Consider the following 21,417-nt stretch of genomic DNA (forward strand, 5'->3'; position numbering starts at 1 on the left):
CAAAACCGTAGGCCCGGTAAGCGTAGCGCCCCCGGGCGCTGCTCAGAGCTGAGAAAACCCTCCGTTCCCAACCCATCCCGCTAGCCGTGAATACACCACGTCCACCGCCTCTTTCACCGGCGGCGTCATCGGGTAATAAAACCCGACAATGTCCGGCTGAATGCCCAAAAACAGCACCTCGCCCACGTCACCTTTGATCTGATCCACCAGGTAGTTCAGCGGCATATTGTGGGTGGTCATCATAAACATCTCGGCGATGTCGTCCGGGTCAATCAGGCGGATCTCGCCGGGGTTGAGTCCCATATCGGTGGCATCGACGATTAACAGCCTGTCCGGACGCAGCTCGCGTATGGCCACCACGTCGTTTTCCGGCGCGCTGCCGCCGTCAATCACCACCCAACTGCCCTGCGGGTTCGCGGCGCACATCTCCGCCAGCAGCGGACCCGCGCCGTCGTCGCCCATCATGCTGTTGCCGACACACAGTAAAACGTCAGTCACGTAATCTCCTCACCATCAGGTAGATGGCGCTCTCCTGATGAATATCATGCAGCATACCGAGCAGCGTTTTGCTCCACGCCTGCTGCTTCGGGGTTTGTCTGCCGAGCGCCGCGTCAAAGGCGTTGGCGAGCATGGCAATGTGGTTCGCATCGATCACGATCTCACCGTACTTCGGCACGCCTTCCATTTTGCGCCGCGCCGAACTGCCCTCCTCCAGCGTGGCAATCCACGCCAGGTATTCCGGCCACGGACAGCTCAGTGCGGCCTCCAGGCAGTCAATCACACCGAGGTGATGCCCAATCGCCAGGCTGTAATAGACCACCTGCTGCGCCGCATCCGGCGTGGCATCGTTCTCATCAATAAACTTACGGCTCAGCTGGCTGAACACCACCGTTTCACTCATCGGATACGCGCCTCATCGACGATGCTGTTCAGGTTCGCCACAATCTCATTGAGGCGCGGATCGTTTTCCGCCTCCAGCCAGCGTGCGACCTGATGCTCGCCCTGGCTCAGCAGGCGCAGATAGTCGTCGGCAATCTGACGGCCGTAGCGATAGCCCGCCAGCCTGCGCGCCGTGCGATCGACCTTCACCCGCAGCGGCTGCACCATGTCCGGGTGCAGAATGGCCGCAGCCTGGTTGTCGAGCTCGCCCGGCTCGCGGGCGTGGATTTTCTGCTCCAGCAGGCCGAGCGCCATCGCGAAGCCGTACAGCGTGGCGGCGGGCGTCGGCGGACAGCCCGGAATGTAGACGTCCACCGGCACGATTTTGTCGGTGCCGCCCCAGACGCAGTAGAGGTCGTGGAAGATGCCGCCGCTGTTGCCGCAGGCGCCGTACGAGATGCAGATTTTCGGATCAGGCGCGGACTGCCAGGCGCGCAGCGCGGGCGAGCGCATGGCGCGGGTGACGGCCCCGGTGAACAGCAGGATGTCCGCATGACGCGGGGACGGCACCACTTTGATACCGAAGCGCTCGGCGTCAAACAGCGGCGACAGCGTAGCGAAGATCTCAATCTCGCAGCCGTTGCAGCCTCCGCAATCCACGCGGTAGACGTAGGCCGAGCGTTTGATTTTTTTCAGCAGCGACGCCTTCATGCTGGCGATGGATTCGTCCACCGTCATCGGCACCGGAATGCCGTTAGCGTCGCGTGGGCCAAGTAAATTGTCCATCAGCTGGCCTCTCTCATGTGGCGGGTGATATCAATGCGGTCGGACGGCAGCAGACACTTCTGTCGCTTGCATGCCGGGCAGGTTTCAAAGCTTTCACGGTGATGCTCCGCGCGGGCGTCGCCGTTGTGCTGCAGCAGCGCAATGGCGTAGTCGATCTCTTTCTGCACGGCGAACGGGCGCTGGCAGACGCGGCAGTGGCACAGGTCAAAGCGCGACTGCTGCAGGAAATCCTCTTTCTTCCACACCGCCAACTCGTACTCCTGCGACAGGCGGATGGCGACCGTCGGGCAGACCTCTTCGCAGCGGCCGCAGAAGATGCAGCGCCCGAGGTTAAACTGCCAGGCCAGCTCGCCGGTTTTGAGATCCGTTTCCACCGTTAAGGCGTTCGACGGACAGGCGTTGACGCAGGCCGCGCAGCCGATGCACTGCTGCGGGTTGTGTTCCGGCTTGCCGCGAAAGTTTTTGTCGACCGGCATCGGCTCCAGCGGATAGCGGCTGGTCTGCGTGCCGGTTTTGATCAGTTTTTTGATAAAGGTAAACATGACGAATCCTTATTTCAGCGGCGAGTTCTTACGCTCGATGCTGTAGCGCTCAAGCTCTTTGTACGGCACCACCTGGCTTTTCTTCTTGCGCACGTCCACGACGGTCATGCGGTCGGTGCAGGAGTAGCACGGGTCGAGGCTGCCGATGATCAGCGGCGCATCAGACACGGTGTTACCGCGCAGCATGTAGCGCAGGGTTGGCCAGTTGGCGTAGGTCGCCGCACGGCAGCGCCAGCGGTAGAGCTTCTGGTTGTCGCCGGTCATGCTCCAGTGAATGTCGTCCCCGCGCGGCGCTTCGGCAAAGCCGAGGGCAAAGCGGTTTGGAATGTAGGTGAAGCCCTCCACCATCAGCGGGCCGCCCGGCAGGTTGTCCAGACCAAAGTCGATCATGTTCAGCGCGGTGAACACCTCGTTGATGCGCACCTTCAGGCGGGAGATGACGTCGCAGCCCTGCTCGCTGTGCACGGTCATCGGCAGCAGGCCATAGCCGACGAACGGGTGATCGGCGCGGGTGTCGCGGGCGTGGCCGCTGGCGCGCACCATCGGGCCGACGTTGCTGAAGTCGCGGGCGATCTCCGGATCGAGGCGGCCAATGCCGACGGTGCGCTGCTCGATGTTGGGCGTGCTGAGCAGCATGTCCACCAGCTCCTGCACGTCGCGGCGCATCTGCTGCGCCAGCTGGCGGGTCTGGATCATGTCATCCTTCAGCAGGTCGCGGCGGATCCCGCCGATCAGGTTCAGACCGTAGGTTTTGCGCGCCCCGGTGAGGATCTCCGCCATCTTCATCGACGCTTCGCGCACGCGGAAGAACTGCATAAACCCGGAGTCAAAGCCGACGAAGTGGCAGGCCAGGCCGAGGTTCAGCAGGTGCGAGTGCAGGCGCTCCACCTCCAGCAGGATGGCGCGGATCATCTGCGCGCGTTCCGGCACCACGATCCCCATGCCGTTCTCTACCGAGGTGGTGTAGGCGGTGCTGTGGGCGAAGCCGCAGATGCCGCACACGCGGTCAGAGAGGAACGTGACTTCGTTGTAGCCCATGCGGGTTTCCGCCAGCTTTTCCATGCCGCGGTGGACGTAGAACAGGCGGTAGTCGGCGTCGATAATGTTTTCGCCGTCGACGAACAGGCGGAAGTGGCCCGGCTCGTCGGAAGTGACGTGCAGCGGGCCGATCGGCACCACGTTATTCTTCTTGCTGCCCAGCTCGTTGATGAATTCGTAGGTTTCACTGTCGGTGGTCGGGGCCGGACGCTGGCGGTAGTCCATGCTGTCTTTGCGCAGCGGATAGAGTTCGTCCGGCCAGTCGTCCGGCAGCACCAGACGGCGTTCATCCGGCAGGCCAACCGGCACCAGACCATACATGTCGCGCACTTCGCGCTCGCCCCAGACTGCAGCGGGCACGCGCGGCGTAACGGACGGGTATTCCGGTTTATTCGGGTCAACCTCGACGCGCACGGTGATCCAGCACTTCTCGCCCTGCTCCATCGACATCACGTAGTACACCGCGTAATTACCGCACAGCTGGCGCTCGTCGTTACCGAACAGCACCGACAGCCAGCCGCCCTGCCGGTAGTAGAGAAACTCCACCACTTCTGGCAGATAGTTCACCTTTACGGTAACGGTGATCTGGTCTTTGGTTTGCCAGGACTCCTCCAGCACCACGCCGGGAAAAGCCTGATGCAACGCGGCGAGATACTGCTGACCTTTCTTTTCTTCAGACATAAACACTCTCTTTAATCACGCCACCAGCAAGGAGACGAACGCTAAAAATGCAAAACCAAAACCGGCCCAGGTAATGCGTGACGTTTCCACAAAACGCAGACGCGCCATGCTGTTTTCGAACAGGGCAATGACCAGCACGCCGACCAGCAGCTTGAGGGCGGCAACCACGACGGCCAGCAGCAGACCGCCCGCGGAGAAGTGCGTCATCTGCCCCCACGGGAAGAAGACGCCGACAAACATCTGCAGCACCACCAGCTGTTTAAGGCTGATGCCCCACTTCAGCACCGCAAAGCCGTAGCCGCTGTATTCGGTGAGCGGTCCTTCCTGCAGTTCCTGCTCGGCTTCGGCCAGATCGAACGGCAGTTTGCCCATCTCGATAAAGGTGGCGAATGCGCAGGCGCACAGCGCCAGCACCAGCGGAAGGGAGCGGGCAACCGGCCAGTGGTACACGGTGTCGGTGATAAAGCTGATATGGGTTGAGCCCGCAACCTGCGCGGCGACCCACAGCCCCAGCAGCAGAATCGGCTCAACCAGCACGCCGAGCATCGCCTCGCGACTGGCACCGATGCCGGTAAACGGGCTCCCGGTGTCGAGACCCGCAATCGCAAAGAAGAAGCGGGCGATGGCAAACAGGTAGATCAGCGTAATTAGATCCCCGAGTGCCGGCAGCGGCGAAGCCACCGTCACCACCGGCAGCGCGGTGGCGATGGTGAGCATCACGCCCACCATCACGAACGGCGTCAGGCGGAAGACCCAGCCTGCGGCATCCGGGGCGACGCTCTGACGCGAGAGCAGTTTGAAGAGATCGCGGTACTCCTGAAGCACGCCAGGCCCGCGACGGTTGTGCATCCGGGCGCGCGCCACGCGCGTGATGCCCGACAGCAGCGGCGCGGCGGCAAACAGCACCAGCGCCTGAAGAATTGCCAGTAACAGACTCATGTCAGGCTCCTCGTGAAATCACAACGATCACCAGCACCGCCAGCTCGATAACCGCCAGACGGCGGAACAGCGCGGGTACGGCAGCGCTCTGCCAGCCGGGTACCCAGCGCACCGGGTTCAGCCAGTGGCGCAGCTTCAGCACGGCGGCAAAGTTCTCTTTCACCGGCATAGCGAAACCGTGGGCAGTGATGACCATCGACTGTTCGTGTTCGTAGCCGCAGGCCCATGCTGCACCGCGCGAGCGGGAGGTGAGCCGGTCGCGTTTGAAGAACAGCATCAGCACCAGCGGCAGCAGCGGTGCGCCTATCAGCAGCAGCGCGATCATGGGCTGGGAAACGGTGGTGTTCGCCGCGGTCAGCGGCAGCGGAATGGCATTGCCCAGCAGCGGCAGCAGCCACGGTGCGGCGACGCCGCCCGCGATGCAGCACAGCGCCAGCGCGACCACGCTTACGCCCATCAGTAGCGGTGCGCAGCAGGCGTTCTCAGCCTCACGCGTACGCGGTGCGCCGAGGAAGGTCACGCCATAAACTTTCGCCATGCACATCACCGCCAGCGCCCCGGTAATCGCCAGACCGACCGCCAGCAGCGGCCCCAGCAGACGGGCGATAAACGCCTCGCTCTGACCGAGGGAGAAAAAGGACTGATAGATTACCCACTCCCCGGCAAAGCCGTTCAGCGGCGGCAGCGCGGCCATCGCCATCAGCCCGACCAGCATCGCCAGTGAAATCACCGGCATCTTTTTGCCAATCCCGCCCAGCTTTTCGATATCCCGATGACCGGTGCGGAACCAGACGCTGCCCGCCCCGAGGAACAGGGTGCTTTTAAACAGGCTGTGGTTGATCAGGTGATAAAGACCACCGATAAAACCGGCCGCAATCAGCGCCGGTTGATTCAGCGCCAGCCCGGTCACGCCCGCGCCAATGCCGAGCAGAATAATGCCGATATTCTCCAGCGTGTGGTACGCCAGAAGACGCTGGATATTGTGCTCCATCAGCGCGTACAGGCCGCCGACGAAGGCGGTGATCATGCCCGCAATCAGCAGCACCACGCCCCACCACAGCGGCGGTTGTCCGCCGGTCAGCGTAATCGCCAGGATCCCAAACAGACCGACCTTCATTACCACCACCGAAAACAGCGCGGCGGCGGGCGCGGAAGCATTCGCATGCGCCTGCGGCACCCAGCCGTGCAGCGGGATGATTCCGGCGAGCAGGCCAAAGCCGAGCACGCCCAGCAGCCAGACGTCATTCCCCAGCGGATGCCCATTAAGCGCAGCGAAGTCCAGCGTGCCGAAGCGCTGCCACACCAGCCAGCAGGCCAGCGCCAGCAGCAGCGTCCCGAGGCGTCCCAGCGCAAACCACAATTTTCCGGAGGCGCTACAGCCCGTCAGGAACACGCCGCAGAGCGCCATGATCTCCGCCATCACCACCAGCGCGCCGAGGTTGCTGGCGGTAACGGTACAGACCGCCGTCGCCATCAGCAGGTTCACCAGCAAGCCGTTGGCTTTAGCGTGCGGGTGGCGATGCCACTCGATATTGAACAGGCTGATAAACAGCCCGCACAGGCCAAACGTCACCAGCCAGAGGGCGTTCAGCGGCGTAATCTCAACGGTGTGGCGAACCAGCGGTATGAGGGTGTCAACGGATTGTCCGCCGAGCAGAACAACGCCGCCTGCCACCAGCGTCAACAGGCTACCTACCGCCCCGCCGATCCCGGCAACCCCGCCGCTCAGGGTTTTATGGAAGGAGAAGATTGGCGCCAGAATAGCTGCGGCAATAAAACAAGCTACCGCGCCGGTAATCATTATGGCCGCGTTCATTTCGCCCCCTCGTTAAGCGCCTGTAGCAGAGAAAGGTCGCCAAAATCACTGTTGATGGCCAGCTCGCGCTTGCGCTTGCTGGTACGGGCGATGTCGCGAATGTTAACCAGAATCAGCGCTTTCGTCGGACAGGTCCGTACGCAGGCCGGGCCCTGTTCATCGAAGCTGCACAGGTCGCACTTCACCGCCACGGCACGGATGCCGGGCACCCAGTCCAGCAGCGTGCTGACGCGTGCAGGCGCCGGCGGCGCGGGCGGGGCTTTAGGCGAGTTGGCATTGGCCGGAATATGCAGCGGGCGGCTGCCGGAAAATTCAATCGCGCCGAACGGACAGGCAATGCCGCACAGCTTGCAGCTTACGCACAGGCTTTCGTTCAACTGGACTGCGCCATCCACGCGGGTGATGGCATTTACAGGACAGACGCCCGCGCACGGGGCATCTTCACAGTGATGGCAGAGCTGCGGGGCAGACTCTTTTTCATTACGCATGACGTGCAGGCGCGGCATGGACTGCAGCCCATGCAGGCGATGCGTTTCCGAACACGCCGCCTCACAGGTTCGACAGCCAATGCAGACCGTCGAGTCAGCAATTACAAAACGGTTCACCGGGTTATCCTCTGGTGATAGTCATTTTTGTCGAAAAGCTGTCTTGTCGACACTTCTCGACACGCATGGGTCAGGCCACGTTCGCTGAGGCATTTCCGTCCATCAGCTGCTTCAGGTTGACCGGAAGATCGTGCTCAACGGCGGCGTACAGGCCGTTATAAAACGGCGCGATTTTTTCCAGATAGTGCTCCAGCACCTGCTGGCGATCGCGGTTGCTGACGTGGCCATCCACCATGCCGTCGGCCATCAGCTGCGCCTTCGCAATACACTGTTTTTCGCCGTCTTTTGTCTCGAGATAGTACTCAATGGTGTGGCTGTTGAAGTTATCCGCCAGGGTCACGTTGATGGTGAAATGGCCGAAGAGGACAAAGCGCATATCCCCCTGCGCCGCGCAGCTCATCGCGTGGTGAAGACGCGCTTTCGACAAGGTAATGCCCTGAACCAGCGAGTTGCAGTAAAGGTGCCACTGGTCCTGTAACTGTTGATGACGCTGCGCGATGTAATCTGCTTTTTCGCTGATTTCCCAAATAGTCATAGAAGGTATCCGTTTAATGGAGATAGCGGCTGTTAAGCAGATTCCATGCCAGTTTTTATTTTGCTGATTTTAAAGGGATTAAACTAAAAAACCGCTGTCATCACCGCGGTGTCGACGTGTCATTTCGTCAGCGTTGACATCGTCACGCCTTAACAAAAATCAAGCTGGCACTGTTATTGCATTACCGGGGCAATTCATTGAGGAGGCGTCATGCACGAAATCACCCTCTGCCAGCGGGCTCTGGAACTTATCGAACAGCAGGCAGTGCAAAACCACGCGAAGCGCGTCACCGGCGTCTGGCTGAAGGTCGGAGCGTTTTCCTGCGTCGAGACCAGCGCCCTGACCTTCTGTTTTGAGCTGGTCTGCCGCGGCACGCTGGCGGAAGGCTGCGAACTGCATATTGAAGAACAGCAGGCGGAGTGCTGGTGCGAGCAGTGTCAGCAGTACGTCACCCTGCTGTCATCGAAGGTACAGCGCTGCCCGCAGTGTCAGAGCGGCGGTCTGCGCATCGTGGCGGATGACGGCATGCAGATCCAACGCCTCGAAATCGAGAAGGAGTAAAGTATGTGTAGTACCTGCGGTTGCGCCGAAGGCAACCTGTATATAGAAGGGGATGAACACCGCCCCCACTCCGCGTTTCGCTCCGCGCCCTTTTCACCCGCCCCACGCCCTGCGGCAGCCCTGACCGGCATTACCTTTGCGCCGCAACGCTCCGATGCGGGCGACCTGCATTACGGCCACGGCGAAGCAGGCACCCACGCGCCGGGCATGAGCCAGCGCCAGATGCTGGAGGTGGAAATCAACGTGCTGGACAAAAATAACCAGCTCGCCGCCCGCAACCGCGCCCGCTTTGCCACCCGCAAACAGCTGGCGCTGAACCTGGTCTCCAGCCCCGGTTCCGGTAAAACCACGCTGCTGACCGAAACGCTCAAGCGCCTGAACGGGCGCGTCTCCTGTGCGGTGATCGAAGGCGACCAGCAAACCGTTAACGACGCGGCGCGCATTCGCGAAACCGGCACCCCGGCGATTCAGGTCAACACCGGCAAAGGCTGCCACCTGGATGCACAGATGATTGCCGACGCGGCCCCGCGCCTGCCGCTGGCAGATAACGGCATCCTGTTTATTGAAAACGTCGGCAACCTCGTCTGCCCGGCGAGCTTCGACCTCGGCGAACGACACAAGGTGGCGGTGCTTTCAGTGACCGAAGGCGAAGACAAACCGCTGAAGTACCCGCACATGTTTGCCGCCGCGTCCGTCATGCTGCTGAACAAAGTCGACCTGCTGCCGTACCTGAATTTCGACGTGGATAAGTGCCTGGCGTATGCCCGCGAGGTGAACCCGGAGATTGAGATCCTGCTGGTCTCCGCCACGCGCGGCGACGGCATGGACGGCTGGCTACACTGGCTGGAGAGCGAACGATGTGCATAGGCGTACCGGGACAAATTCACGCCATCGACGGTAATCAGGCCAAAGTCGAGGTTTGCGGCATCCTGCGCGACGTCGACCTGACGCTGGTGGGCAGCACCGATGAAACGGGCGCCTCGCGTCTCGGCCAGTGGGTGCTGGTCCACGTGGGGTTCGCCATGAGCGTGATTAACGAAGCGGAAGCCCGCGACACGCTCGACGCCCTGCAAAATATGTTCGACGTGGAGCCTGACGTGGGCGCGCTGCTGTACGGCGAGGAGCGGTAATCATGCGTTACGTTGATGAATACCGCGCGCCGGAGCAGGTGCTGCAGCTTATCGGCCACCTGAAAACGCGCGCAGCGCGGCTGGACTACACGAAAGAAAGGCCGCTGCGGATAATGGAGGTGTGCGGCGGGCACACGCACGCGATCTTCAAATTTGGCCTCGACCAGCTGCTGCCGGAGAACATTGAGTTTATCCACGGCCCCGGCTGCCCGGTCTGCGTGCTGCCGATGGGGCGCATCGACAGCTGTATTGAAATTGCCAGCCAGCCCGACGTCATTTTCTGCACCTTTGGCGACGCGATGCGCGTGCCGGGGAAAAATGGTTCGCTGCTGCAGGCGAAAGCGCGCGGCGCAGACATCCGGATCGTCTATTCGCCGATGGATGCCCTGACGCTGGCAGCGGATAACCCCGCGCGCAAGGTGGTGTTTTTTGGCCTGGGGTTTGAAACCACTATGCCCGCCACCGCCATCACGCTGCAGCAGGCGAAAGCACGCGGTGTCGATAACTTTTTCTTCTTCTGCCAGCACATTACGCTCATCCCCACCCTGCGCAGCCTGCTGGAAGAGCCAGGCAACGGCATTGACGCCTTTCTGGCACCGGGCCACGTCAGCATGGTGATTGGCACAGACGCCTACGGTTTTATCGCTGAACAGTACAATCGTCCGTTAGTGGTGGCTGGTTTCGAACCACTTGATCTACTACAAGGTGTCACCATGCTGGTTGAGCAGAAAATAGCGGCCCTGAGTACCGTGGAAAATCAGTACCGCCGCGTGGTGCCGGATGCGGGAAATGAACGAGCGCAGCAGGCGATAGCCGACGTGTTTAGCGTTGAGGGCGACAGCGAATGGCGCGGCCTGGGGCTAATTGCTGAATCCGGCGTGCGCCTGACGCCAGCCTATCGCGCGTTCGACGCCGAAGCGCATTTCCGCCCGCAGCCGCAGCAGGTTTGCGACGATCCCCGGGCACGCTGTGGCGAGGTGCTCACCGGCAAATGCAAACCGCATCAGTGTCCGTTATTTGGCAATACCTGTAACCCGCAAACGGCGTTTGGTGCGCTGATGGTCTCCTCCGAAGGGGCGTGTGCCGCGTGGTATCAGTATCGCAACCAGGAGAGTGAAGCATGAATACGGTTGAAATGGCGCACGGCAGCGGCGGACAGGCGATGCAGCAGCTGATTAACCGGCTGTTTATGGAGGCCTTTAACAACCCCTGGCTCGCCGAACAGGAAGACCAGGCGCGCATTGACCTCGCCACCCTCACCGCCCAGGGCGACAGGCTGGCCTTCTCCACCGACAGCTACGTCATTGATCCGCTGTTCTTCCCGGGCGGCGATATCGGCAAGCTCGCCGTCTGCGGCACGGCGAACGACGTCGCCGTCAGCGGCGCCATCCCGCGCTACCTCTCCTGCGGGTTTATCCTTGAAGAGGGATTACCGATGGAGACGCTCACGGCCGTGGTCAACAGCATGGCGCAGACCGCGCGCGAGGCGGGGATAGCTATCGTCACCGGCGACACCAAAGTGGTGCAGCGCGGCGCGGCCGACAAGCTGTTTATCAACACCGCCGGCATGGGGGCGATCCCCGCCGATATTCACTGGGGTGCGCAGCGCCTCAGTGCGGGCGACGTGCTGATCGTGACCGGCACGCTGGGCTGCCACGGGGCGACCATCCTGAACCTGCGCGAAGGCCTGGGGCTGGACGGCGAACTGCGCAGCGACTGCGCGGTACTCACCCCGCTGATTCAGACGCTGCGCGGTATTCCCGGCGTGAAGGCCCTGCGGGATGCCACGCGAGGCGGTGTCAACGCCGTGGTCCATGAGTTTGCGGCAAGCTGCGGATGCGGGATTGAACTCACCGAGCGCAGCCTGCCCGTTAAGCCCGCCGTTCGTGGGCTTTGCGAACTGCTGGGGCTGGACCCGCTCAACTTTGCAAACGAAGGCAAGCTGGTGATTGGCGTTGAACGGGCCGCAGCACAAGCCGTTCTTGAACAGCTGCAGGCTCATCCGTCAGGAAAAGAGGCGGCGATAATTGGTGAAGTGGTTGAGCGCAAAGGGGTGCGCCTGACCGGACTTTATGGCGTGAAGCGCACGCTGGATCTGCCGCACGCTGAACCCTTACCCCGTATTTGCTAGGCCGCGCCACAAGCGGCCAGCATGGATTTTTTGCTCGTTTCTACTGGAAAGCACTATGCCGTATACACCGATGAGCGATCTTGGACAGCAGGGCCTGTTTGACATTACGCGCACACTTTTACAGCAGCCCGATCTCGGTGCGCTGAGCGATGCCCTGACGCGGCTGGTCAGGCAGTCGGCGCTGGCCGACAGCGCCGCGATTGTACTGTGGCATAGCGGAACGCACCGCGCGAGCTACTACTCAACGCGTGACAATGGCAAAACGTTTGAATACGAAGACGAAACGTATCTCGCGCATGGCCCGGTGCGCCGCATTCTCTCCCGACCTGAAGTGCTGCACTGTAACTTTGAGGAGTTCCGGCAGGCATGGCCGCGGCTCGCGGAGAGTAACCTCTATCAGCCGTTCGGGCATTACTGCATGCTGCCGCTGGCAGCAGAGGGTCAGATTTTTGGCGGCTGCGAGTTTATCCGCACGACCGACCAGCCCTGGAGCGAGGCGGAATACGAACGCCTGCACACCTTTACCCAGATTGTGGCCGTCGTCGCGGAGCAGATCCAAAGCCGCGTGACCAATAATGTAGATTACGACCTGCTGAGCCGCGAACGCGACAACTTCCGCATTCTGGTCGCCATCACCAACGCCGTACTGTCACGGCTCGATATGGACGAGCTGGTCAGCGAAGTGTCGAAAGAGATCCATCACTATTTCAAAATCGATGCCATCAGCATCGCGCTTCGCGGCCATCGCAAGGGCAAGCTGAACATCTACTCTACGCATTATCTGGATGAAGCCAACCCGGCACACGAGCAGAGTGAAGTGGATGAAGCGGGGACCCTTTCGGAGCGGGTCTTCAAAAGCAAAGAGATCCTCCTGATCAACCTCAACGAACAGGATCCGGTGGCACCGTACGAGCGGATGCTGTTTAACACCTGGGGTAACAAAATTCAGACCCTGTGCCTGCTGCCGCTGATGTCCGGCAACACCATGCTGGGCGTGCTTAAGCTGGCGCAGTGCGAGGAAGGCGTCTTTACCACTGCCAACCTGAAGCTGCTGCGTCAGATCGCCGAGCGTATTTCCATCGCCCTGGATAACGCCCTCGCCTATCAGGAAATTCATCGTCTGAAGGAGCGGCTGGTGGATGAGAACCTGGCCCTGACCGAACAGCTCAACAACGTGGACAGCGAGTTTGGTGAAATCATCGGACGTAGCGACGCCATGTACAACGTGCTCAAGCAGGTTGAGATGGTGGCGCAAAGCGACAGCACGGTACTGATTCTGGGCGAAACCGGTACGGGTAAAGAGCTGATTGCCCGTGCCATCCACAACCTGAGTAACCGCAACAGCCGTCGGATGGTGAAGATGAACTGCGCCGCGATGCCCGCAGGGCTGCTGGAAAGCGACCTGTTCGGCCACGAACGAGGTGCCTTTACCGGGGCAAGCAGTCAGCGGCTGGGCCGGTTTGAGCTGGCGGACAAAAGCTCGCTGTTCCTCGACGAAGTGGGCGATATGCCGCTGGAGCTACAGCCGAAACTGCTGCGCGTCCTGCAGGAGCAAGAGTTTGAACGTCTTGGCAGCAACAAGCTTATCCAGACTGACGTGCGGCTGATTGCCGCCACTAACCGCGACCTGAAAAAGATGGTCGCCGACCGCGAGTTTCGCAGCGATCTCTACTATCGCCTGAACGTGTTCCCGATCTTCCTGCCGCCGCTGCGCGAGCGCCCGGAAGATATTCCCCTGCTGGTCAAAGCGTTTACCGCCAAGATCGCGCGACGGATGGGTCGAAATATCGACAGCATTCCTGCCGAGACGTTACGTACCCTTTCATCGATGGAGTGGCCCGGCAACGTGCGCGAGCTGGAAAACGTCATCGAGCGTGCGGTGCTGCTGACGCGCGGCAATGTCCTGCAGCTCTCACTGCCTGAAGTGACGCTGCCTGACGTGAGCGTGCCCGCCGCCGAGACAGCGAAAGAGGGAGAAGATGAATATCAGCTCATTATGCGCGTACTCAAAGAGACCAACGGCGTGGTCGCCGGGCCAAAAGGTGCCGCCCAGCGTTTAGGGTTAAAACGCACTACCCTGCTGTCGCGCATGAAGCGTCTCGGAATCGATAAAGAGAGCCTGGTTTAAGCCCCCCAATCCGGCGGTGTTGCTCTGACACCGCCTTTCGTTACCCTGCGCAATTGTCCCTCATTGACACAAAATCGTTTCCTCTGTATAAAATTCCGCCTTAATAATGAGTTTCATTTGCATCAATAATAATATTAATCAAGGGTAGCGTTTCATGAAGAAGGTCATCTGCGCGTTAGGCCTGGCGGTTGCGTCGGTCAGTTCTGCTCTGGCAACCACATATCCTCTGACCATTGAAAACTGTGGCTATAAAGAGACATTCACCAAAGCGCCGGAACGCGTCGTGGCCCTGGGTCAGAATACCGTCGAAATCTTGCTCCTGCTGGGGCTGGAAGATAAGGTGAAGGCCAGCGCCTTCTGGCCGACGAAAGTGTTGCCGCAGCTCGCGGAACAGAACGCAAAAATCAAAACCCTGACGGTTGAAATCCCTACCCTTGAATCCGTGCTTGCGCAAAATCCCGACTTTGTCCCCGCCCAAACGCCGCTGTTGCTGGGGCCGGAAAGCAAGGTCGCAAAACGCGACGATCTGATGACCCTGGGCGTGAACAGCTACGTGTCCCCGGGCATGTGCGCGACCAAAAAAGCCACGGGCGATATGTACGGCAGCCGCCAGAAACTGTGGGATATGACGTATCTCTATCAGGAGATTGAGGATTTCGCCAAAATCTTTAACGTTGAAGACCGCGGTCAGGCCGTGATTGCCGATTTCAAAAAACGTGAGGCCGACTTGCGTAAGGAATTCGGCAAGAACAAAAAAGACCTCTCGTTTGTCTTCTGGTTCTCCAGCTCATCCCCCTCTGCGGACGCCTACGTAGGCGGTAAAAATAGCCCCTCCGGGTTTATTGCGAGCCTGATGGGCGGGCATAACGCCATCACCTCCGAGACCGAATGGCCAACCGTGGGTTGGGAGAGCATTATTGCCGCCAATCCGGATGTGATTGTGGTCTCCAGCCTGGACCGCAACCGCTGGGCGCTGGATAACGCGGAAGAAAAAATCAAATTCCTGAAGAGCGATCCGGCCGTCAGCCAGCTGGACGCGGTGAAAAAAGGCCACATCGTGGTGATGGACGGTCAGGCCATGAACCCGACGATTCGCACGATTTACGGGGCTGAGCAGGTCGGCGAACAGCTCAGAAAGCTGGGGCTGAACTGATGACAATCGCCGTTCTTCAGGCCCGGCAGAGCCTGGTTCTGACGACCTCGGCTTTGCTCGCCCTGGTACTGCTATTTCTGGTGATCGCCCTGAGCGTCAGCGTCGGCGAGCTGTCCATCCCGCTGGATAACGTGTTTTACGCCATCAGCAATAAAATGGGGCTCACCGAGGTTCCGCTCACTCGCATCTATGAAAGCGTCATCTGGGACTTTCGCCTGAGCCGCGCGCTGGTGGCGGCCTGCTGCGGCGCGGGGCTGGCCATCTGCGGTGCCGTATTGCAGAGCTTGCTGAAGAACGCGCTGGCGGAACCCTACGTGCTCGGCGTGTCCGCGGGCGCGTCGACCGGGGCGGTTTCTGTTGTCGTATTGGGGATCGGCACCGGTGCGGTCTCCCTTTCTGCCGGTGCCTTCGCCGGGGCATTCGCCGCGTTTGCATTTGTCGCGTTTCTGACGAACGGCGCGCGCGGCGGGAATGAACGTACTATTCTGGCAGGCGTCGCCGCCTCGCAGCTTTTCAACGCCATTACCGCCTACACCATCAGCACCTCCGCCAGCGCCCAGCAGGCGCGCGACGTGATGTTCTGGCTGCTGGGCAGCTTCAGCGGCGTACGCTGGCCTGAATTCCAGCTGGCACTGGTCGTGGTGCTGATTGGGTTAGCCATTTGCCTCTACTATTCCCGGGCGCTGGATGCCTTTACGTTCGGTGACGACGCCGCCGCGTCGCTGGGCATTGCCGTTCCCTGGGTGCGCCTGGCGCTCTTTACCACCACCGCGCTGATTACCGCAACCATCGTCAGCATGGCGGGGTCAATCGGCTTTGTCGGGCTGGTGGTGCCGCACGTGATGCGTTTCCTGTTCGGGCCGCTGCACCGCACGCTGCTGATTGCCAGCGCTCTGGCAGGCGCGATCCTGATGGTGCTGGCAGACATTGCCTCACGCATGCTGATAGCACCGCAAAGCCTGCCCGTCGGCGTGGTCACCGCGCTGGTTGGCGTCCCCTTCTTTGCCGTGATTATCTACCGTTCAAGGAATAAGTGATGAGCATCTGTGCGGAAAATATTACCTGGAAGGTCGGCAAAAAAGTCATCGTTAATGACGTCTCGCTGAAGGTGTCACGGGGCGAAACAGTAGGGCTGCTTGGCCCTAACGGCTGCGGTAAGTCCTCTCTTTTACGTATCCTCGCGGGGCTGCGTCGCCCGGATGCTGGCTGCGTCACCCTGGACGGACAGGACATTACCCGCATCGCCAAAAAACAGCTTGCCCGCCGGGTCGCCTTCGTGGAACAGCACGGCATGACTGACGCCAATATGCGCGTGCGCGACGTGGTGAAACTTGGACGTATTCCGCACCACTCCGCCTTTTCCAACTGGAGCACGCACGATGACGAGACCGTCACCGCCGCTCTACAGCGCGTGGATATGCTGGATAAAAGCGACCAGGGCTGGCTGAGCCTCTCCGGCGGCGAGCGTCAGCGCGTCCACATTGCCCGCGCGCTGGCCCAGACCCCGACGGAAATCCTGCTGGATGAACCGACCAACCACCTGGACATTCATCATCAGATGCAGCTGATGCAGTTAATCAGCGAATTACCGGTCACCAGCATTGTCGCCATCCACGATCTCAACCACGCCTCGATGTTCTGCGACTCGCTGATTGTGATGCAGAAAGGGCAAATTGTGGCGACGGGAACACCGCAGGACATCCTGTCCGAGTCGCTGCTCTGGGACGTCTTCCGGGTCAAAACCAAAATTGAGATCTCACCGTTCCATGGCAAAAAGCACATTCACTTTATCGTTTAGGGGCGAGTGAACAACGATGCCCCTTCGCCCTGCCACCACGCTCTGGCCGCCCGTCTTACTGGGTAGCCAGTTTGTTTTTAACATCGGCTTTTACGCCGTTGTTCCCTTTCTGGCGATATTCCTGCGCGACGACATGCTGCTCTCCGGCGGGCTAATCGGGCTGATCCTCGGCCTGCGCACCTTCTCTCAGCAGGGGATGTTTATCGTCGGCGGTGCGCTCTCGGACAGGTTTGGCGCGAAAGTTGTTATCCTGAGCGGCTGTATTGTTCGCGTTGCGGGGTATCTGCTGCTGGCGTTCGGAGGATCGCTGTGGCCGATTATTCTGGGCGCGTGTCTGACAGGCGTGGGCGGCGCGCTGTTTTCTCCGTCGATTGAAGCATTGCTGGCGAAAGCGGGCACGCACAGCGAGGCGAAAGGTAAACGAAGCCGGGCGGAGTGGTTCGCGCTCTTTGCGGTCTGCGGGGAACTCGGTGCGGTACTGGGCCCGGTTGCCGGCGCCCTGCTCACCGGCCTGGGCTTTCGCCAGGTGGCGCTGGCGGGCGCAGGGGTCTTTATCGTTGCGCTGGTGGTGCTCTACTTTTGCCTGCCCGCGTCACGCCACGCCTCGCGGACGCTGAAGCTCGTTCCCTGGTGGACGACGTTCCGCCAGCCGCGCTTTGTCGCCTTTATCATTGCCTATAGCTCGTGGCTTTTGAGCTATAACCAACTCTATCTGGCGCTGCCGGTAGAGATCCAGCGTTCCGGCGGTAACGAGAAAGATCTCGGCCCGCTTTTTATGCTGGCCTCCATTCTGATCATCACTTTACAACTGCCGCTGGCGCGTTTCGCCCGGCGCGTGGGCGCGGTGAGGATCCTGCCGGTGGGCTTTTTGCTGCTCTCCGCCGCCTTTGCAAGCGTGGCAATGTTTGCGTCGACGGCACCGCCAGAGGGCTGGCTGCGCCTGCTGCCGTCGGTCTGTTTCGTGACGCTGTTGACGCTGGGGCAGATGCTGCTGGTCCCCTCGGCAAAGGATCTGATCCCAAGGTTTGCCGAAGAGTCCACGCTGGGGGCGCACTATGGCGCACTCGCCACCGCTGGCGGAGTCGCGGTCCTGACGGGGAATTTGCTGTTTGGCAGTCTGTTGGATCGCGCTCTGGTGCCCTCCACGCAGGCGATGCTCCCCTGGCTGCTGCTGGCCCTCTTCCCGCTCTGCAGCGCGCTGGCCATGAACGTGATTTGCCGCCCGCTCAGAAGCTGAACCGGTCACTTTTTCGGACGATACTTTTCCGGCAGTTCCGGTACGGGACGACGATCATCCATCAGATGACGGACGGTCAGAATGGGGTGACGCCAGAGCATTCGCGGGCCTGCCCAGCGCATAATTTGCTTCATCTCTTCGCGTTTGGCAGGCTGGTAGCAGTGGACCGGACACTGTTTACAGGCAGGCTTTTCCTCCCCGAAAACGCATTTATCCAGGCGCTTATCGGCATAGGCATTTAGCGCCTGATAGTGCCCCTCTTCCGCAGAGGCCTGAGGACACTGCTTCTGATACAGCGCGATCATTTTCGCGATGGTCTCTTTTTCGCGTGAAATTCGTTTACTGGACATAGCGACTTACCGAACAATAAAGTGCAAAAATAATACACCTTTCAATGCAGAATTTCAGTTTTTGCATGCGGTTTTCTGAAGCCTGATTCCAGTTTTAGCCCTGCACCGCCCGACAATCACTGGTATTTTATACAGGCATCAGTAATGACTTTTATCCGTGTTGTCGGGAGACCCTATGCAAGAACTCGCTATCAACAAACCCTATCGCCATTTAACCGTGGGATATTTCAGAAAGCGCCATGAAGACCGCAATACCAAGATACCGAAGCGCTACAGCGTGCATGCGGCGCTGAGCTTAAAAGGAGACTGGCTTGAACAGGCAGGGTTTACCACCCACTCCCGGGTTCGCGTAGGCGTTGAGCATGGAAAAATAGTCATTGAGTTAATGTCGGAAGATGCCTCGTAAAGCGACGACATTTTTCTGCGCCGTACCTTTTTTTCATGCGACAATAGAAGGAACAAACGGCCACTGAGCCGCTCAAAACGGTTTATATTCAAAGAAATGGACATCATAACTCCATGAGCACACTCGACAATTTCGACGCACATACGCCGATGATGCAGCAGTATCTGAAGCTGAAGGCACAGCATCCGGAAATCCTGCTGTTTTACCGTATGGGCGATTTTTACGAGCTGTTTTATGACGATGCTAAGCGTGCATCGCAGCTGCTCGACATCTCGCTGACCAAACGTGGCGCATCGGCAGGTGAGCCCATCCCGATGGCAGGCATTCCGCACCACGCGGTAGAAAACTACCTGGCGAAACTGGTGAATCAGGGTGAATCTGTCGCCATCTGCGAACAGATCGGTGACCCCGCGACCTCAAAAGGTCCGGTGGAACGCAAAGTCGTGCGCATCGTCACGCCAGGCACCATCAGTGATGAAGCCCTGCTTCAGGAGCGCCAGGATAACCTGCTGGCCGCGCTCTGGCAGGACGGCAAAGGGTTTGGCTACGCGACGCTGGACATCAGCTCCGGGCGTTTTCGTCTGAGTGAACCGGCCGATCGTGAAACGATGGCAGCCGAACTGCAACGCACCAACCCGGCAGAATTGCTCTACGCCGAAGATTTCGCCGAAATGGCGCTGATTGAAGGTCGTCGCGGGTTGCGCCGCCGTCCGCTGTGGGAATTCGAAATTGATACCGCGCGCCAGCAGCTGAATCTGCAGTTTGGCACCCGCGATCTGATTGGCTTTGGCGTTGAAAATGCCCCGCGCGGTCTGTGCGCGGCAGGTTGCCTCCTGCAGTACGTGAAAGATACCCAGCGCACTGCCCTGCCGCACATTCGCTCTATCACCATGGAGCGCCAGCAGGACAGCATCATCATGGATGCCGCCACGCGCCGTAACCTGGAGATCACGCAGAACCTGGCGGGAGGTGTAGAAAATACGCTTGCGTCGGTCCTGGACAGTACGGTCACGCCAATGGGCAGCCGTATGCTGAAACGCTGGCTGCATATGCCGATTCGCGATACCGCAACGCTGGTTTGCCGTCAGCAGACGATTGCCGCCCTGCAGGATCGGTATACCGAGCTGCAGCCTGTCCTGCGCCAGGTAGGGGATCTGGAACGTATCCTGGCCCGTCTGGCGCTGCGCACGGCGCGACCGCGCGACCTCGCGCGGATGCGTCATGCTTTCCAGCAGTTACCGGAACTGCGCGCGCAGCTGAGTGACGTTGACAGCGCGCCGGTACAGAAACTCCGCGAAACCATGGGTGAATTTACCGAACTCCGCGAGCTGCTTGAACGCGCCATTATTGATGCGCCTCCGGTTCTCGTGCGTGATGGTGGCGTGATTGCCCCGGGCTACAACGAGGAGCTGGACGAATGGCGCGCGCTGGCGGACGGTGCGACAGACTACCTTGATAAGCTGGAGATCCGCGAGCGCGAGCGTCTTGGGCTCGACACTCTGAAAGTGGGGTATAACGCGGTTCACGGTTACTACATTCAAATCAGCCGCGGGCAGAGCCACCTGGCGCCGATTCACTACGTGCGCCGCCAGACGTTGAAAAACGCTGAACGCTATATCATTCCCGAGCTGAAAGAGTACGAAGACAAAGTCCTCACCTCGAAAGGGAAAGCGCTGGCGCTGGAAAAACAGCTCTATGAAGAGCTGTTCGACATGCTGATGCCGCACCTGGCCGACCTGCAGCTGAGCGCCAGCGCGCTGGCGGAACTGGACGTGCTGGTGAACCTGGCAGAGCGCGCGGAAACGCTGAACTACACCTGCCCGACCTTTACTGACAAGCCAGGCATTCGTATTACCGAAGGCCGTCATCCGGTGGTCGAGCAGGTGCTGAACGAACCGTTCATCGCCAACCCGCTGAGCCTGTCGCCGCAGCGAAGAATGTTGATCATTACCGGTCCGAACATGGGCGGTAAGAGCACCTATATGCGTCAGACGGCGCTGATTGCCCTGCTTGCCTATATTGGCAGCTACGTTCCGGCGCAAAACGTGGAGATTGGCCCCATCGACCGTATCTTTACCCGCGTCGGGGCTGCGGACGATCTGGCGAGCGGTCGCTCAACCTTCATGGTCGAAATGACTGAAACGGCTAACATTCTGCATAACGCGACGGAGCACAGCCTGGTGCTGATGGACGAAGTCGGACGCGGAACATCAACCTATGACGGTTTGTCGCTGGCATGGGCCTGTGCGGAAAGCCTCGCGAATAAAATCAAGGCCATGACGCTGTTCGCCACCCACTACTTCGAACTGACGCAACTGCCGGAGAAAATGGAAGGGGTGGCTAACGTCCACCTTGATGCGCTGGAGCACGGCGACACCATCGCCTTCATGCACACGGTGCAGGATGGCGCGGCTAGCAAGAGCTATGGTCTGGCCGTTGCGGCGCTGGCCGGGGTACCGAAAGAGGTGATCAAGCGCGCGCGTCAGAAACTGCGTGAACTGGAAAGCCTGTCACCGAATGCGGCAGCGACGCAGATTGACGGTACGCAGATGTCGCTGCTGGTACCGGCGGAAGAGACATCGCCTGCCGTGGAAGCGCTGGAAAACCTCGATCCGGATTCACTGACGCCGCGTCAGGCGCTGGAGTGGATTTATCGCCTGAAGAGTCTGGTTTAGTTTTCTGCGGTCTTTGCCCGTTGGCGC

22 protein-coding genes are annotated in these 21,417 nt (G+C 60.1%); 12 read left to right on the plus strand and 10 right to left on the minus strand.

What is annotated here, in order from left to right:
* Positions 1–42 precede the first annotated feature (42 nt).
* The 9 genes from hycI to hycA all read right to left on the minus strand — a co-directional run bounded on the left by hycI (position 43) and on the right by hycA (position 7,821).
* Positions 43–498 (minus strand): hydrogenase maturation peptidase HycI, encoded by a 456-nt coding sequence (gene hycI / locus ACMGGQ_RS16170; protein ID WP_048224568.1) that lies wholly within the window; start codon positions 496–498, stop codon positions 43–45.
* Positions 491–901, minus strand: a complete 411-nt coding sequence (locus ACMGGQ_RS16175; RefSeq protein WP_045908507.1) for a formate hydrogenlyase maturation HycH family protein — start codon at positions 899–901, stop codon at positions 491–493. Before ACMGGQ_RS16175 ends, hycI begins: the two co-directional genes overlap by 8 nt.
* Positions 898–1,665, minus strand: coding sequence for an NADH-quinone oxidoreductase subunit B family protein (locus tag ACMGGQ_RS16180; RefSeq protein ID WP_104950236.1), 768 nt, complete (start codon positions 1,663–1,665; stop codon positions 898–900). Before ACMGGQ_RS16180 ends, ACMGGQ_RS16175 begins: the two co-directional genes overlap by 4 nt.
* Positions 1,665–2,207, minus strand: coding sequence for a formate hydrogenlyase complex iron-sulfur subunit (locus ACMGGQ_RS16185; RefSeq protein WP_420290281.1), 543 nt, complete (start codon positions 2,205–2,207; stop codon positions 1,665–1,667). The genes ACMGGQ_RS16180 and ACMGGQ_RS16185 overlap by 1 nt, the downstream gene beginning before the upstream one ends.
* A 9-nt stretch (positions 2,208–2,216) precedes the next feature.
* Positions 2,217–3,926 carry a formate hydrogenlyase subunit HycE gene (gene hycE / locus ACMGGQ_RS16190; protein WP_045908505.1) on the minus strand — a complete coding sequence of 570 codons (1,710 nt, stop codon included), beginning with the start codon at positions 3,924–3,926 and terminating at the stop codon, positions 2,217–2,219.
* A 15-nt stretch (positions 3,927–3,941) separates the two neighbouring features.
* On the minus strand, positions 3,942–4,865 hold the full coding sequence (locus ACMGGQ_RS16195; protein ID WP_334762554.1) for a respiratory chain complex I subunit 1 family protein: 924 nt from the start codon (positions 4,863–4,865) through the stop codon (positions 3,942–3,944).
* A gap of 1 nt (position 4,866) precedes the next feature.
* Entirely contained in the window at positions 4,867–6,681 is a 1,815-nt protein-coding gene (gene hycC, locus ACMGGQ_RS16200) for a formate hydrogenlyase subunit 3 (protein ID WP_420290282.1), read from the minus strand.
* The gene (locus ACMGGQ_RS16205; protein WP_420290283.1) at positions 6,678–7,286 is read right to left on the minus strand and encodes a 4Fe-4S dicluster domain-containing protein; all 609 of its coding nucleotides are present in this window, start codon (positions 7,284–7,286) and stop codon (positions 6,678–6,680) included. The genes hycC and ACMGGQ_RS16205 overlap by 4 nt, the downstream gene beginning before the upstream one ends.
* Positions 7,287–7,356: 70 nt before the next feature.
* The gene (gene hycA / locus ACMGGQ_RS16210) at positions 7,357–7,821 is read right to left on the minus strand and encodes a formate hydrogenlyase regulator HycA (protein ID WP_420290284.1); all 465 of its coding nucleotides are present in this window, start codon (positions 7,819–7,821) and stop codon (positions 7,357–7,359) included.
* Positions 7,822–8,031: 210 nt separating this feature from the next.
* Between hycA and hypA the strand changes: the two genes are divergently transcribed.
* From hypA to ACMGGQ_RS16260, 10 genes are all read left to right on the plus strand, one after another.
* Positions 8,032–8,382 (plus strand): hydrogenase maturation nickel metallochaperone HypA, encoded by a 351-nt coding sequence (gene hypA, locus ACMGGQ_RS16215; RefSeq protein WP_039265546.1) that lies wholly within the window; start codon positions 8,032–8,034, stop codon positions 8,380–8,382.
* A 3-nt stretch (positions 8,383–8,385) separates the two neighbouring features.
* Positions 8,386–9,249 (plus strand): hydrogenase nickel incorporation protein HypB, encoded by an 864-nt coding sequence (gene hypB, locus ACMGGQ_RS16220; protein ID WP_045908502.1) that lies wholly within the window; start codon positions 8,386–8,388, stop codon positions 9,247–9,249.
* A complete protein-coding gene (locus tag ACMGGQ_RS16225; RefSeq protein ID WP_063622353.1) occupies positions 9,240–9,512 on the plus strand; it encodes a HypC/HybG/HupF family hydrogenase formation chaperone in 273 nt (90 codons plus the stop codon). Before hypB ends, ACMGGQ_RS16225 begins: the two co-directional genes overlap by 10 nt.
* A 2-nt stretch (positions 9,513–9,514) precedes the next feature.
* Complete coding sequence (hypD, locus tag ACMGGQ_RS16230) at positions 9,515–10,636, plus strand: hydrogenase formation protein HypD (RefSeq protein WP_167213728.1); 1,122 nt, start codon at positions 9,515–9,517, stop codon at positions 10,634–10,636.
* Positions 10,633–11,643 carry a hydrogenase expression/formation protein HypE gene (gene hypE, locus ACMGGQ_RS16235; RefSeq protein WP_196352702.1) on the plus strand — a complete coding sequence of 337 codons (1,011 nt, stop codon included), beginning with the start codon at positions 10,633–10,635 and terminating at the stop codon, positions 11,641–11,643. The genes hypD and hypE overlap by 4 nt, the downstream gene beginning before the upstream one ends.
* Before the next feature lie 55 nt (positions 11,644–11,698).
* Positions 11,699–13,771 carry a formate hydrogenlyase transcriptional activator FlhA gene (gene flhA, locus ACMGGQ_RS16240; protein ID WP_048224598.1) on the plus strand — a complete coding sequence of 691 codons (2,073 nt, stop codon included), beginning with the start codon at positions 11,699–11,701 and terminating at the stop codon, positions 13,769–13,771.
* 154 nt (positions 13,772–13,925) lie between these two features.
* Positions 13,926–14,924 carry an ABC transporter substrate-binding protein gene (locus tag ACMGGQ_RS16245; RefSeq protein ID WP_048029226.1) on the plus strand — a complete coding sequence of 333 codons (999 nt, stop codon included), beginning with the start codon at positions 13,926–13,928 and terminating at the stop codon, positions 14,922–14,924.
* Entirely contained in the window at positions 14,924–15,961 is a 1,038-nt protein-coding gene (locus ACMGGQ_RS16250) for a FecCD family ABC transporter permease (RefSeq protein ID WP_045908496.1), read from the plus strand. Before ACMGGQ_RS16245 ends, ACMGGQ_RS16250 begins: the two co-directional genes overlap by 1 nt.
* Positions 15,961–16,722, plus strand: a complete 762-nt coding sequence (locus tag ACMGGQ_RS16255; RefSeq protein ID WP_063616845.1) for an ABC transporter ATP-binding protein — start codon at positions 15,961–15,963, stop codon at positions 16,720–16,722. The genes ACMGGQ_RS16250 and ACMGGQ_RS16255 overlap by 1 nt, the downstream gene beginning before the upstream one ends.
* 16 nt (positions 16,723–16,738) lie before the next feature.
* Positions 16,739–17,959 carry an MDR family MFS transporter gene (locus tag ACMGGQ_RS16260; protein WP_048029224.1) on the plus strand — a complete coding sequence of 407 codons (1,221 nt, stop codon included), beginning with the start codon at positions 16,739–16,741 and terminating at the stop codon, positions 17,957–17,959.
* A 5-nt stretch (positions 17,960–17,964) separates the two neighbouring features.
* Here ACMGGQ_RS16260 and ACMGGQ_RS16265 read toward each other — a convergent pair whose 3' ends face one another.
* A complete protein-coding gene (locus ACMGGQ_RS16265; RefSeq protein WP_196365347.1) occupies positions 17,965–18,309 on the minus strand; it encodes a nitrous oxide-stimulated promoter family protein in 345 nt (114 codons plus the stop codon).
* A 175-nt stretch (positions 18,310–18,484) separates the two neighbouring features.
* Between ACMGGQ_RS16265 and ACMGGQ_RS16270 the strand changes: the two genes are divergently transcribed.
* Complete coding sequence (locus ACMGGQ_RS16270) at positions 18,485–18,715, plus strand: SymE family type I addiction module toxin (RefSeq protein ID WP_045908493.1); 231 nt, start codon at positions 18,485–18,487, stop codon at positions 18,713–18,715.
* A 113-nt stretch (positions 18,716–18,828) separates the two neighbouring features.
* Positions 18,829–21,390, plus strand: a complete 2,562-nt coding sequence (gene mutS, locus ACMGGQ_RS16275; RefSeq protein WP_023616757.1) for a DNA mismatch repair protein MutS — start codon at positions 18,829–18,831, stop codon at positions 21,388–21,390.
* Positions 21,391–21,417: the final 27 nt, after the last annotated feature.

The sequence above is a fragment of the Enterobacter sp. BNK-13 genome (assembly GCF_048685015.1).
Taxonomy (GTDB): domain Bacteria; phylum Pseudomonadota; class Gammaproteobacteria; order Enterobacterales; family Enterobacteriaceae; genus Enterobacter; species Enterobacter quasiroggenkampii.